This window comes from Diplocloster hominis (genome assembly GCF_032380655.1).
In the GTDB taxonomy this organism is placed as follows: domain Bacteria; phylum Bacillota; class Clostridia; order Lachnospirales; family Lachnospiraceae; genus Diplocloster; species Diplocloster hominis.
In genome coordinates this window covers 1-13850 of the sequence record NZ_JAWDIY010000065.1, presented here as the reverse complement: position 1 = coordinate 13850, position 13850 = coordinate 1, and the positions used below count along the sequence as shown (strand labels likewise).

The window sequence follows — 13850 nt, the reverse complement described above, 5'->3', positions numbered from 1 at the left end:
AAAATATCTTGTAATATACTCATAAGACTATTATGCAGGAAACCGACACAAAAAGAAACCCCTAATTCCCCCATGAATGGGGGCTAGGGGGTTGAAGTGTCGAAGACACTTTTTCATCCTCTGCCACATAACAACGGAACTAAAAACGCTGTTTAAAGGAGAGAGGTAAAGAGTATGTACAACAGAGAAGAGAATGTCAGGGAAATCAACGAAGCTTTGATGGCGGGACACAGAGCACTGGAATGTCTGCAGGATGCAGAAAAATGCCTGTCCAATGCAAAAGACCTGGGACTCTGGGACATGATCGGCGGCGGCCTCCTGATCGGTCTGTTAAAACATTCCCGGCTGGATGATGCCAGCGCCAGTATCGAGGAGGCCAAGCGCCTGCTTCTGCGGTTTCAGAAGGAGCTGAAAGATGTATTTATTCCGACGGATCTGAAAATGGAAATCGACGGATTCATCACATTTGCAGATTTCTTTCTGGACGGAGTGATAGCAGACTGGTATGTACAAAGGAAAATCGACCAGGCCCTGGAAGAGGTACAGGACGCCCGTGTTCGGGTAGACGTGGTATTAAGTGAACTGGAAGATATGAAACAATGTGAAATAAAACAATGCGGATTCGGAGGATAAGAACAGGAGGTAAGAGCATATGTCATTCTTAGGTAACATCATATGGTTTCTATTCGGAGGATTGTTCAGCGGATTGAGCTGGGCACTGGCAGGATGCCTGTGGTGCATCACGATTGTGGGTATTCCCATCGGTTTACAATGCTTTAAGTTTGCTGGTTTGAGTATGTGTCCTTTCGGGAAAGAAGTGCATTATGGCGGAGGCGCAGTATCCTTTCTGGTGAATCTGATATGGCTGCTGATCTCTGGTATCCCTCTGGCGCTGGAATCAGTGATTTTTGGAATCATTTTCTGTATCACGATCGTCGGTATCCCGTTTGGACTCCAGCACTTCAAGATGGCCAAACTGGCACTGATGCCATTTGGCGCAACCGTACACTAAAGACAAAAGGGGACATGTCCAATTCGATTTGGGACATGTCCATTTTGTTATCCGATTTATATGTTGGACGTAATGCGCCAGGATTGTTGAGTTGGTTCCACTCATACGGATCGATTTTGTACTTGTATATTTCGTGTTAAGATATAAATAAATATTATAATTCTTGCGGAATTTATGATATAATCATAAAATAAATAAAAATAACATTATGTCGCTCATATACATTATATATAGAACGTTCTTAGTTTATCCTTTTCAATCCGCCCCGTTAAAAGTTAATATGAAGAAATTTTAATTTACGTGTAATTCCCGTATGGAATAAAATGAAAGAAGAAAGGGAGAATGCCATTGTATCGAACAAAACTACAAGAAAAGCTGAAAGAATCGCTGGATGCGGTACTTCCAATCATGGGTATTGTATTGCTTCTATGTTTTACCATCGTGCCCACCTCACCGAGTATCCTGATGGCCTTTATAATAGGCGCGGCATTACTGGTGGTGGGAATGACATTTTTTTCATTGGGAGCAGAGCTGGCTATGACTCCTATGGGAGAACGGGTCGGCAGCTGCATGACAAAAACGAAGCGGCTTTGGATTATGATCGTGCTGGGATTTGTTTTAGGGTTTATTATTACTGTCTCTGAACCGGATCTTCAGGTATTGGCAAACCAAGTTCCTTCCATAGCAAATGGGGTGCTGATTATTGCGGTAGCCTTTGGCGTCGGAATATTTTTGATCTTTGCACTTTTGAGGATGCTGTTTAGCATCCCACTGTCTTATATGTTATTCTTTTTCTATATTATTGTGTTTGCTCTTGCATTTTTTGTCCCAAAAGATTTTCTTGCGGTTGCCTTTGATTCCGGTGGTGTTACTACAGGGCCTATGACGGTACCTTTTATCATGGCGTTGGGTATCGGTATTTCTACGATCCGGAGCGATAAGCATGCTGCGGATGACAGCTTCGGACTTGTTGCGCTGTGCTCCATTGGACCTATTATGGCGGTTTTGTTGCTGGGCCTCGTCTTTCATCCGACCGGCGGAGAATACATACCGGTGACTATTCCGGAGATAGAGAATTCGATTGTTTTACGGCAGTTATTTTCCGGCGCGATTCCGACGTATATGATGGAGATCGCAGTTTCTCTTCTGCCGATTGTTGTATTCTTTGGAATTTTCCAGATTGTTTCCCTGCGGCTGAGTAAAAAAGCGCTGATTAAAATATTAATCGGTCTGGTCTACACCTATGTGGGCCTGGTCCTATTCCTTACAGGTGTGAATGTGGGCTTTATGCCTGCCGGTAATTATCTGGGACAGATGATCGCGGCGCTGCCCTATCGTTTTATCATTGTACCGATTGGTATGGTGATTGGTTATTTTATTGTTATGGCGGAGCCGGCTGTATATGTTTTGACCAAGCAGGTGGAAGAGCTGACGGATTCTGCGATTCCGGCCTCAGCCATGAAGCACAGTCTGTCTATCAGTGTGGCCTGCTCTGTCGGGCTCGCCATGCTTCGCGTATTGACCGGAATCTCTATCTTCTGGTTTATCATCCCAGGTTATGCAATTGCACTCGGATTATCTTTTTTCGTTCCAAAAATTTTTACGGCCATTGCGTTTGACTCCGGAGGTGTGGCTTCCGGCCCTATGACCGCCACCTTTTTACTTCCGTTTGCCATGGGGGCCTGTGTCCGTGTGGGAGGAAATATTGTTACAGATGCTTTTGGGGTTGTGGCCATGGTAGCCATGACACCTCTCATAACCATTCAGATTCTGGGACTTATTTACCGCATTAAGGAGAGAAACTCTAAAAAATATCTGGTTACGGCTCCGGCTGCCGCAGAGTTCGAATTGCTGGATGATTATGATATTATTGAACTATAGGAAAGGAGAATTCTATGAGTGAGCTTTATTTCATGGTTACGATCACAAACCGGAACATGCTGCCGAGATTTCTGACCTTTTATAAAGAGCGAAATATGACTATAGCATTGATTACTCTCGGGAAAGGGACAGCCAACAGTGAAATGCTGGATTACTTTGGCCTGGAGGATTCTGAGAAGGCAGTGATCTTCGGTGTCATAACAGATACGGTCTGGAATACTCTGAAAAAAGGGCTGCAAAGTAAGCTTCAGATCGATATACCCGGCACAGGGATCGCTTTTACTATTCCGCTCAGCAGTATTGGCGGAAAACGGGAGTTATTATTTTTAACAGAAAATCAAGGCTATGAGAAGGGAGCGGAATCCACATTGACAGGTTGCGCACATGATTTATTATTGGTTATCGCAAATCAGGGTTATAGTGATTTGATTATGGAAGCTGCGAGAAGCGCAGGGGCGGCAGGAGGAACCATTATCCATGCCAAGGGCACCGGAATGGAGCAGGCGGAGAAGTTCCTGGGTGTATCGCTGGCATCTGAAAAAGAGATGATCTTTATTATTACAAAAAGTGAAGAGAAAAATCAAATTATGCAGGCGGTTATGCGTCAGGCAGGAATGGAGAGCAAGGCGAAAGCCATCATTATCTCTCTGCCGGTGACCAGTACGGCTGGGCTTCGACTGGTGGAAGAAGAATAACCCGGTGGGCTTAACTTTGGTTTTATGTTTCCATATACGATTTGAATGAAGAAATGCGGTAGATGATAAGAAGCGTCTGCCGCGTTGTCGTCAGTCGACGATGCCGCCGTATCGCCTCCTTCCTCCGCCTTGCAGAGTGACAAATTGATTTCCAGAATTTTCCAGACGGTGCGAGTTTGACAAATAAAATAGCCAGGAATATAATAAATTCAAAAGCAATAGGGGGGATAGATTTGCCAAAATGGTATCAACCTAGAGCTTGGAGTATCAGACGGGGGATTCTAAGCAGCTATTTTATTTTAATTGTAGTAATTTGCTGCGTAATCTGCACCAGCTTACTTTTGTTCAGTAAATCTATCATTCTGGATGGCATCGGGCAGTCCCGCGTCGATGTTTTAAAACAGATTGCCGAGCGGGCACAGGCGGTTAAGAACAGTATGATTACGCTATCTAATCTCTATTCTTATGATCCCGCAGTAGCGCAGACCCTTTCCATTGTTCCGGAACTTCTTCCGGAAAGTTCTCCAGTTTTAGCCGACAAGATAAAAACGCTGTCAGTAAAATATATAGACGCTTATAAAGATATTAATTTATTTCCTTATGTGTTCCTTCAGGGAGAAAACGGTTTTGATTTTTGCTCAGATGAAACTTATTCCTACCATGGCAAAACAGTAAAAGCCGAGCTTTGGTATAAAAATGTGGTACATAATAAGGGACAGATTTTTTGGGTAAGCAGTTATAAAGATGATAAAAATCCAGAGAAAGAAAAATATGTTTTTTCCGCGGCGCGTACGATTCATAACGCTCAGGGGAATGTCTTGGGACTGCTGCTGGTCAATATAGATGAACGACAGCTGTTTGAAACTTATTCAAAATCATTGAATGGCAGTAATACCATTTTTATTGTGGATGAAAAGGGGACGATTGTATCCCACCAAAACCAGAACATGCTGGGCCTTAATTATTATGATATGGACCGGTTCGCAGAAATGTTTAAGCGGGATGGGTTTAGCCTGATAAAAAAAGGCGACGAGCAGTATTTGCTCTCGAACGCATATGATGAAATGACAGGATGGACTATCGTGGAAGAAATCCCCGTCCACGTTCTGCTGTCGCCGATGCAAAAGCTGACCTATACTACGGTTGGAATTGCGCTGATCAGTTTGTTGGTTTCTTTTTTGCTTTCCTACTGGGTGGCCTATCGCACGGCGGATCCGATCAACCGCTTGTGTCAAAAGATGCAGACCGTCCGCCAGGGAAACCTAAAGGTCACTTCAGAAGTGACGGGTTGGCGGGAAATTCGGAACCTCAATGAAGTATTTAACCAAATGATGGCGGAAACCAGCCGGTTAATGGAAAATATCAAATTGGAAGAACGTCTGAAGCGCATTGCAGAACTGGACTTTCTTCAGTCTCAAATCAATCCGCATTTCTTATACAACACCCTCTTTTCTATAAAATGTATGATTTCTATGGGGAAAAATGAAGAAGCTGAGAAGATGATGGAGCTTTTTATCAAACTGATGAAAACAGCCATATCCAGTTCGAATGAACTGATTCCGATCCATGAGGAGATCCTGTGGATCGCTCAGTTTCTCGAATTGATTCAATACCGCTACAGCGAGCCGATCGAGGTGTCTTACAAAATTCCGGAAGAGCTTCAAAATTATCAGATCCCCCGGATGCTGCTGCAGCCGATTGTGGAGAATTCAATCTATCACGGGATTGAAAGTAACGGAGGCGGCTGTATCACCATTGAGGCTGTGGAGCATGGGAACGAGATCTGGATCACTGTCTCGGACGACGGGGCTGGAATGACGCCGGAAAAGTTAGAGAAGATTGTAGAAGGTAAATGGAAAAAGAACAGTTACAACAAAGTAGGTTTGGCCAATGTTCGGGAACGAATCCAGATGAGCTTTGGTGCAAATTACGGGCTGTCGATTGTCAGTGCGCCTGGAAAAGGGACAAGCGTTACTACCAGGATACCGCAAATCGAGTGAAGGAGGGGATAGGGGAATGAAGATTTTAATTGTGGATGACGAATTACCGATTCGTGAATGGATTAAGTTTGTGATTGAACAGCTGGAGACAAATGATCAGGTCATTGGTTTAGCCTCCGACGGAGAGGAAGCGCTGAAGTTTTACCATGAGGAACATCCTGATATTATATTTGTGGATATACTAATGCCCGACATGGATGGAATGCAGTTTATTGAGGCAGTGCGTGAAGTAGACTCCGCAGTGGAGATCGTCGTTCTGACCAGCCACGACGTATTTGAATACGCCCGCAATGTGATGCGATTTGGGATAAACCAGTATATCCTGAAAACAGAGATCAGCAAAGAGTGTATTCGTAAGATATTACAAGAAACACAAAAACACTTGGATATAAAAGCGTCTATGCAGCGCCCGGATCTAGATTTTATCTCAATGGAGCGGACAGCGTTTTTTCACAGACTGGTGGACGGAGGCATGGAAGAACCAATCTCGCAGAAAAGCTTGAGCGGACATGAAATACAGATCCGGAATGCCCCATTGTTTGCGGTTGCGTTCCGACCGGAAATACATACCGACAAATTTAATTTTAGTATGCCGGAAGACGCTGGAATCGAAAACGCGGTGGGGTTTGTTTATGATAAAAACATCAATGTGCTGCTGTGCAACATTATTGTGACTCCGAGCATGCTGATACAAATCTATCAGATGAACAATTTTACCCAAAAAATCGCTACTTTAAATCAATTTCACATCGGTGTCAGTAATCTGCATCCCGGTTGGGGACAAATACGAAATGCGATTTTAGAAGCTGTATATCAACTAAAAATGGTTTTTTATGGAGGACATACGTCGCCGCTTCTTACCAACGAAATAGATGATATCCTTCGCAGACAAAAAGAACTGGAACAATCCTTAGAAGCCCGGAAGCGTGATTTGATGCAGCGTATGAAGAGTGAACAGTCTGAGGATTTGCGCAAAGATATTACACAGTATATGGAAGAAATCAAACAGCAGCGGCCGGTATCCGAAGATTTTGTAAAACGGCAGCTTTCCTCTCTCTTAAACGGAATGTTTGAACACAAGATCTCAGAACCGGCGGAATTGTCAGATGCTTTGGAAAAGATTCGGGCAGCGGAAACTTTCAGTCAGGTGTCGGATTCCGTCCTACATTTCATGAGGTCTCTTCCGGATAAAGATTTGATGTCAGGGCGGGGATACAGCCGCGCGGTTGTCATAGGGATGAATTACGTGAAGGAAAATTACAGCGCTAATTGCTCCCTGGAGATGGTGGCGGACCAGGTTCACCTGAATCCGGATTATTTTAGCCGCCTGTTCAAAAAAGAGACGGGGGTTACATTTGTCACTTATCTGACCCTTGTGCGGGTTACCCGCGCGGCGAACCTCCTTAAGACAACAGACAGTAAGGTGTACGAAGTGGCAGAACAGGTTGGCTACAGCAACATCAGCCATTTTTCCAGCGTGTTTAAAAGGCGCTTTGGGGTGAATCCTTTTGAATATCGAAATAATGTCGAAAATGAGGCAGAAATGTCAAAATAGTGGATACGGTATCAAAAAAAAGAATAAGAGGACAAAAAACCAGCAAAAAGGTATTTTTTGTTGGTTTTTTCACATTTGGTAATGAAATATAATAAACGTATCCAAAACGAATAAAAAAGGAGGAATACGAAATGAAAAAAGTACTGGCAATGATTCTTTGCATATCCATTATAGGCACGTTTGTTGGTGGATGTTCTCCGTCAGATAACACAAACGCCGATTCATCAACAAATGTGGAACAAAGCGGCGAACAATCCGAGACAGAATTACAAAAAGTCAGAATCGGTGTTATGCCGTTCATGGTTAGTATGCCTGTGGATTATATTATTGAAAAGGGCTGGGATAAAGAAGCAGGACTTGATATTGAATTGGTTAAATTTGCAACCGGTGCACCGATGAATGAAGCCCTCGGCGCCGGGGAATGGGATATGGCTGCCATTGGTATGGCGATGATATTCTCCATGGCGAATTATGAAGGCAAACTGGTAGCAGAAACAACGGATGCCACCGGCGGTCTGAATGCTTATATTCGTTCCGACAGTGAGATCGCCAAAGTAAAGGGCTATAATCCTACCTACCCAGACCTTTACGGTGATCCCGATTCTTTAAGAGGAGCGACTTTTCTGCTGCCCACCGGCACCAGTGCGCAATTAAACGCCATTAAATGGGTGGAAAAATTAGGCCTGAAGGAAACCGACATCAATATTGTTAACATGGAATACGGCCAGGCATACCAAGCGTTCCTGACAGGCCAGGGCGATGTGCTCTGTGCGGCGCCGCCCTATAATTTCCAGTGTGAAGAGCAGGGCTGGCTGGTAGGCGCTTCCATGAAGGATCTTGGGGTACAGGTCTATGACGGTGTGATCGCTGCCGATCAGTTTTATGAAGAACATCCGGACCTGGTTCAAAAGTTTGTTACCTTGATGTACAGAGCGGGGAAAGATTTTAAGGACGAGGATACTGCTGTACGGGAATTAATGAAGTTCTATAAAAATAACGGCAAAGAAAGCGCAGAATCGGATGTTCGAAATGAGGTGAGGCTTCGTCCGTATTTTACGGCGGATGAGCTTCTGAATAATCCTAATTACAAATTCGGCGCGGGCTCGGTTGAAATTGCGGAATTCTACACAGGAACCGGCCAGTTGGAAAATGAGAAGGTAAGTATTGTGGAAAGCTGCCTGATCGACAAATTCCTGAAACAAGCTAACGAAGATTTGAGATAACCGCGTATCGCGATGCGGTTATCTCTAAAAGGAGTGGTGTGTTGTGAAGGCAAAATTAAAATATATCCTGATTTCCACAATTTCCGTTCTTGTACTGCTGGGAATTTGGCAGCTTTGTACAGATATTCTTCATCTGGTGCCCGCCTATGCGTTGTCGAGTCCGGTTAAGGTCGTACAAAGCTTTCTTTATAAACTGACCAATACGGCGCCGGACGGCTCTACACTGTTTGAGCATATTTGGACCAGCCTGAAGGTAGCCCTGGTTGGATATGGAATCGGCGCTGTCGTGGGAATTCCCCTCGGTATTGCGATGGGCTGGAGCAAAAAGGCAAGTTGCTTTATCCGCCCGCTGTTTGACTTGCTTCGTCCCATGCCTCCCATCGCATGGATCCCGATTATGATTATCTTTCTGGGGATTGGCATCAAGGCGAGAGCGGCGATTATATTCCTCTCAGCTTTTGTGCCGTGCGTGATCAATTCCAGCACGGGTATCCTGCAGACGAATCCGGTTCATATCTGGGTTGCACAGACCTTTGGAGCCAGTAATATCAGGATTCTCTTTAAAGTGGCGATCCCATCGGCGCTGCCACAGATCTTTACCGGATTGACCATTTCTCTGACCAGTGCATGGTCCGCTCTGGTTGCTGCGGAACTGCTGGCTTCGTCCAGCGGACTTGGGTTTATGATCCAGGCCAACCGAATGATTGGACGGCCGGATATGATTATTGTTGGGATGCTGACTATAGGGGCCATCGGAGCAATTCTGTCGGCAATACTTCGCATTCTGCAACGGTGTGTTGTAAAAGGAGGGAACCGCTCATGATGGATGAAAAGGTTAAAAAGTGGCAGGCAGCGGTATATGGAAGCATCTCCATCACATTATTTTTGATCGCCTGGCAAGTTGTGATCACAGTTTCCCCCGCAGGGAATTTGGTTCCCGGACCGCTCAAGGTCATCCTGGATTTCTTTGCAGCTTTTGCAAAACCAATCGGTGAATATACGCTGGCTGTACATATTATGGCAAGTTTAGCCCGGGTGCTGTTCAGCAATGTCATCGCGGCAATCCTTGGCATAGCCATTGGATTGCTCATGGGATGGTACCGCGCTTTTGAGGCGGTATTCAAACCGGTATTTGAGGTTCTGCGCCCGATTCCAGCTATCGCCTGGATCCCGATTTCGATCCTTTTATTTGGGCTTGGGGAACAGTCTAAGATTTTTATCCTGTTTTTAGCCGCGTTTGTCATCGTTACCGTAAACGCTTACGACGGTTCACGCAATGTGGATCCAACTTTAGTCGGCGCAGCCCGGATGCTGGGCGCAAAAGAAACACACATTTTCAAAAGCATTGTCCTCCCGGCTTCGGTACCGCAGATTTTTGCCGGATTACAAAACGCTCTCTCTGTTTCCTGGATGACAGTGCTGGCCGCTGAAATGGTACGCTCTTCAGAAGGAATCGGCTGGATCGTGGTAGCGGGGATGGATAACGGCAATACGGATCAGATTTTAGTGGGTATGGTGGCCATTGGAATCACCGGATTCTTACTTTCCGTAATGATGAGAGGAGTGGAAAAGAAATTATGCGTATGGAACGAGAGAGGGAGATAAACTCACAACCGGTCATTCAGTGCAGGGATATTGATAAAGTCTTTTACGGAAAGGATCAAGAAAACCATGTTATCGGGGGAATCAACCTGGATGTGCGTGAAAATGAGTTTTTGGTTCTGTTTGGCCCGGGTCAGTGCGGAAAGACAACCCTTATCAATATTATGGCGGGGCTTAAAGAACCATCAAGAGGCGAAGTTCTGATGCAAGGGGAGAAACGGGAAGGTCCCAGCCCTGACCGGGGCGTTGTATATCAGACCACCGCGCTTTTTCCGTGGCTCACGGTGAGGGGGAATGTGGAATACGGCCCAAAGGCCCGCGGCTTTGGAAAGAAAGAATACAGGGAAAAGGTCCAATATTATATTAATCTGGTGGGGTTAGAAGGGTTTGAGAATACTTACCCGGCGAAGCTGTCCGGTGGCATGAAGCAGCGCGTCGGCATTGCACGTGCTTACGCCAACGAACCTTTGGTTTTACTCATGGATGAACCCTTTGGCCATTTGGACGCCCAGACCCGTTATATGATGGAAGAAGAAATCATGAAAATCTGGGAGCGTGAAAAACGCACGGTCGTGTTTGTTACCAATAATATAGAGGAAGCTCTGTATTTGGCTGACCGGATTGTAATGATCAGTAACTGTCCCGCTAAAATTCAAAAGGAATACGTGATTGATCTTCCGAGACCAAGAAGCTATGTGGATCCGGCGTTCTTAACACTGCGCAAGGAGATTTCGGAAGCAATGGACAAATCGATTTAATGAGGTGGTGAATGCCGTGGGCGAAGAAAGACAGGTACAAGTAAATCATTTGACGAAAAAATTCGGTGACCTTTTAGTGCTGGACGATATCTCGTTTGACGTGGCAAAAGGGGAATTTCTCTGTATTGTCGGTCCGACGGGGTGTGGGAAAACAACGTTTTTAAATAGTTTGACCAAATTATATTCTCTTACAGCCGGAGAGATTTTAATCCATGGGGAGCCCGTGGATTTAAAACGCCACAATATCGCTTATATTTTTCAGGAATATTCTACGATACCTTGGCTGAAGGTGGAAGAAAATATCCGTTTCGGACTGGAAACGAAAAAAACACCCAAAGCGCTGATCAAAGAGCGGACGGAGGAAGCACTTAAGATGGTTGGCCTTAGTGCTTACCGCGATTATTATCCATCCCAGCTTTCTGCCAGTATGCTGCAGCGTGTGGTAATTGCGCGGGCTTTTGCTGTACAGCCGGAACTGCTCCTCATGGACGAGCCCTACGGACAACTGGACTTGGATCTTCGATTTAAATTGGAGGACGAGCTGGTCAATCTTTGGCAAAAAACCGGAACCACGGTAATCTTTATTACACATAATATAGAAGAGGCCGTATATCTGGGAGAAAATGTACTTGTTTTAACAAACAAACCGACTAAAATTAAAAAGAAAATCGAAAATCCACTGCCCCGACCGCGGGATATTGCGAGTCCGGAGTTTATAATGCTGCGCAATAAAATTACTGATTTAATTAAATGGTGGTGATAAGGAGGTACAATGAAGCCGAATGTTTTGGTATTTATTACAGATCAGCAGCGTACCGACCAGATCGGATGCCTTGCCGATGATTCGTTAAACACACCCAATATCGATACGATTGCAGCAAACGGAACGTTGTTTCGCCATGCATACTGCAACACGCCCCTATGTATGCCATCCCGTGCGACGCTTTGGTCGGGTTTGACGCCAAGAGGTCATGGCGCCCGAACCAACGGTGTCAATACCCGTGACGGCGTGCTGATGCTGCCGCAGATCTTAAAAGATAACGGTTATGAAACTTACTCTGTGGGAAAGCTCCATCTTAAATGCTGGCATCTTACTCCAGAGAAGACGCCCAATGTGAAAGAAGCGGAATATACCCCGCAGCTGCTGCCGGAATGCGAAACAGTTTGGGAACGGGGCGATATCAAGAAATTTCCCGAACCGTATTATGGTGTAGACCATGTGGATTTTTTAGGGGGACACGGAAGTTATGCCTTTGGAGAATACTATAACTGGCTCAAGAACAAAAGTCCGAAAGCGGCGGAAACGCTGCGTTCTATCAAGGCTGCCTGGCCCAAACCGGGTGGAACGCCGTATTATAATACTGTTCCCAAGGAGTTATATTACACAGAGTGGATCACACAAAAAACCATAGAGTGTATTGAGAATCGGGATAAAGAAAAACCATTTTTTCTGTGGTGTTCCAATCCGGATCCCCATTATCCCTTCGGACCTCCGATACCTTACGATACTATGTATACGGCTGCTGATATTCACACACCTTTGGCCTTCGACGACCGGCGGGAAAGTATGCCGGACATGTTTCAAAAAGGGTATTATGAAAGGAAAGGCGTCTATCCTCCGGATGGCGGTCCACAGCTCTGTGATCTGCAAACATTGAAAGAAATGAAAGCCCGCAGCAACGGGATGGTTTCCCTGGTGGATGAAAGCGTTGGACGGATTATGGATCACCTCAGGCAAAATGGACTGGAGCATGACACAATTGTAGTGTTTGTCTCCGACCATGGAGACCTTATGGGTGATCACAATATGTACTGCAAAGGTCCATTCCATTACGAAGGATTAATCAATGTCCCCCTGATTTTTCAGTGGGAAGGCCACATACAAAAAAATGTAAAGACTGATGCGTTAGCAAGTTTGCTGGATTTTGTCCCGACCATGTTAGATTTGTTAGAAATTCCTTATCCTCTTACCGGCATTCAACCGTGGCCGGGCCCATTTTTTAATATGGATGGACACGAAGCGGAAAATATCTACGATAAAATCCCCGTTCTGCCTGGGATTTCTTTGAAGCCGATTCTGACAGGACAAGCGTCAAAGGTACAGGAAAGCGTCCTGATTGAGGATGACGACGATATTTTTGGTATGTTCCTTAGGACGCTGATTACGGAAAAGTATAAACTGACATTGTTTATCAATGAAGAGTTCGGCGTCTTATTTGATCACGAAAAGGATCCGGAAGAACGGCAGAACCTTTGGAATGATCCGGCCTATGCTGAAGTCCAGGCACAGCTCGTAAAAAAATTGCTGGATAAAATCGTGCAGACGGAACCACGCCTTAGAAGGCGCTACGGGATTGCATAAATAAACCATCATTCACCCACGTTCTACCCATGATAGTTGACGAAAATGGGTAGAACGTGGGATTTGTTACTATTCACGGCAAACTGAGAGGGGACTGGCATCTTTCGGCAGTAGAGCCGGAGCTTCCTGTAACTGCGTGGAGAAAGGGGCCTGTCCCCGGATGTTGACTAGAATAATCCCATATACGGGGATCAGGCGCTTTTTTCCTCGAATAGACCGGCATCCGGGGACAGGCCCCTTTCTCCACGCAGCTGCTGGAAGGCCGGTTCTACTGCCGAAAGGTACCAGTCCCCTCCCCAGTTGGCTGTGAATAGTAACGGGCTTTGCAAATAAATTGGAAATAAATTTAAATTAAATGTTGACAGATTCCGACAGCATATGCTAATATAAAAGTCCGCGGTCGAGAGATCAAAGAAGGCAGCAAAAAAAAGTAAAAAAATGGCTTGACACAAAAAGTTGTTTATGATACTATATCTAAGCTGCCTCGAACAAGGAAAGAACAAAGGCTGGTAAACATCGAAAGCAGTTGTTCAAAAAAACTTTTCGACAGCGAACGAACATTGATAACTAAACAGTGAAACAACCCTGAAAATTCTAAAAAAGAATTTCAGAAACGAACGCTTTCCTATATAGAAGCGACCAAATGCAAAAGGAATTTTGCAAACGAGAGCGGAAGATGGGAAGCAACCTTAAAACAGTATGACGGAAAGATAGCTAGTAGTTATCTTGACGGAATCAAACACTTAAACATGAGAGTTTGAT

12 protein-coding genes are annotated in these 13850 nt (G+C 45.1%); all 12 read left to right on the top strand.

All coding sequences use genetic code 11. The features are described 5' to 3' along the window. Nucleotides 1-174 precede the first annotated feature (174 nt). The 12 genes from ABC831_RS25935 (at nt 175) to ABC831_RS25880 (ending at nt 13088) form a co-directional block, all read left to right on the top strand. Entirely contained in the window at nt 175-633 is a 459-nt protein-coding gene (locus tag ABC831_RS25935; RefSeq protein WP_343250976.1) for a hypothetical protein, read from the top strand. 19 nt (nt 634-652) lie between these two features. After that, nucleotides 653-1012 carry a YccF domain-containing protein gene (locus tag ABC831_RS25930; protein ID WP_343250975.1) on the top strand — a complete coding sequence of 120 codons (360 nt, stop codon included), beginning with the start codon at nt 653-655 and terminating at the stop codon, nt 1010-1012. Between the two features lie 342 nt (nt 1013-1354). Then, entirely contained in the window at nt 1355-2893 is a 1539-nt protein-coding gene (locus ABC831_RS25925) for a DUF1538 domain-containing protein (RefSeq protein WP_343250974.1), read from the top strand. A 14-nt stretch (nt 2894-2907) separates the two neighbouring features. After that, a complete protein-coding gene (locus tag ABC831_RS25920; RefSeq protein ID WP_343250973.1) occupies nt 2908-3588 on the top strand; it encodes a P-II family nitrogen regulator in 681 nt (226 codons plus the stop codon). 341 nt (nt 3589-3929) lie between these two features. After that, a complete protein-coding gene (locus tag ABC831_RS25915; RefSeq protein WP_343250972.1) occupies nt 3930-5588 on the top strand; it encodes a sensor histidine kinase in 1659 nt (552 codons plus the stop codon). A 16-nt stretch (nt 5589-5604) separates the two neighbouring features. After that, nucleotides 5605-7143 (top strand): response regulator transcription factor, encoded by a 1539-nt coding sequence (locus ABC831_RS25910; RefSeq protein WP_343250971.1) that lies wholly within the window; start codon nt 5605-5607, stop codon nt 7141-7143. A gap of 131 nt (nt 7144-7274) precedes the next feature. After that, on the top strand, nt 7275-8366 hold the full coding sequence (locus tag ABC831_RS25905; protein ID WP_343250970.1) for an ABC transporter substrate-binding protein: 1092 nt from the start codon (nt 7275-7277) through the stop codon (nt 8364-8366). A gap of 43 nt (nt 8367-8409) precedes the next feature. Further along, nucleotides 8410-9189, top strand: a complete 780-nt coding sequence (locus tag ABC831_RS25900; protein WP_343250969.1) for an ABC transporter permease — start codon at nt 8410-8412, stop codon at nt 9187-9189. Next, on the top strand, nt 9186-9971 hold the full coding sequence (locus tag ABC831_RS25895) for an ABC transporter permease (RefSeq protein WP_343250968.1): 786 nt from the start codon (nt 9186-9188) through the stop codon (nt 9969-9971). Before ABC831_RS25900 ends, ABC831_RS25895 begins: the two co-directional genes overlap by 4 nt. Beyond that, nucleotides 9950-10726 (top strand): ABC transporter ATP-binding protein, encoded by a 777-nt coding sequence (locus tag ABC831_RS25890; protein ID WP_343250967.1) that lies wholly within the window; start codon nt 9950-9952, stop codon nt 10724-10726. The genes ABC831_RS25895 and ABC831_RS25890 overlap by 22 nt, the downstream gene beginning before the upstream one ends. 16 nt (nt 10727-10742) lie before the next feature. Next, nucleotides 10743-11486 (top strand): ABC transporter ATP-binding protein, encoded by a 744-nt coding sequence (locus tag ABC831_RS25885; protein WP_343250966.1) that lies wholly within the window; start codon nt 10743-10745, stop codon nt 11484-11486. A gap of 12 nt (nt 11487-11498) precedes the next feature. Next, entirely contained in the window at nt 11499-13088 is a 1590-nt protein-coding gene (locus tag ABC831_RS25880) for a sulfatase family protein (protein WP_343250965.1), read from the top strand. The last annotated feature ends 762 nt before the right edge of the window (nt 13089-13850 follow it).

What these genes read in the sequence shown, in the direction of transcription:
- ABC831_RS25935 (WP_343250976.1), top strand. Translation starts at nt 175, where the DNA reads ATGTACAACAGAGAAGAGAATGTCAGGGAAATCAACGAAGCTTTGATG.
- ABC831_RS25930 (WP_343250975.1), top strand. Translation starts at nt 653, where the DNA reads ATGTCATTCTTAGGTAACATCATATGGTTTCTATTCGGAGGATTGTTC.
- ABC831_RS25925 (WP_343250974.1), top strand. Translation starts at nt 1,355, where the DNA reads ATGCCATTGTATCGAACAAAACTACAAGAAAAGCTGAAAGAATCGCTG.
- ABC831_RS25920 (WP_343250973.1), top strand. Translation starts at nt 2,908, where the DNA reads ATGAGTGAGCTTTATTTCATGGTTACGATCACAAACCGGAACATGCTG.
- ABC831_RS25910 (WP_343250971.1), top strand. Translation starts at nt 5,605, where the DNA reads ATGAAGATTTTAATTGTGGATGACGAATTACCGATTCGTGAATGGATT.
- ABC831_RS25905 (WP_343250970.1), top strand. Translation starts at nt 7,275, where the DNA reads ATGAAAAAAGTACTGGCAATGATTCTTTGCATATCCATTATAGGCACG.
- ABC831_RS25895 (WP_343250968.1), top strand. Translation starts at nt 9,186, where the DNA reads ATGATGGATGAAAAGGTTAAAAAGTGGCAGGCAGCGGTATATGGAAGC.
- ABC831_RS25890 (WP_343250967.1), top strand. Translation starts at nt 9,950, where the DNA reads ATGGAACGAGAGAGGGAGATAAACTCACAACCGGTCATTCAGTGCAGG.
- ABC831_RS25880 (WP_343250965.1), top strand. Translation starts at nt 11,499, where the DNA reads ATGAAGCCGAATGTTTTGGTATTTATTACAGATCAGCAGCGTACCGAC.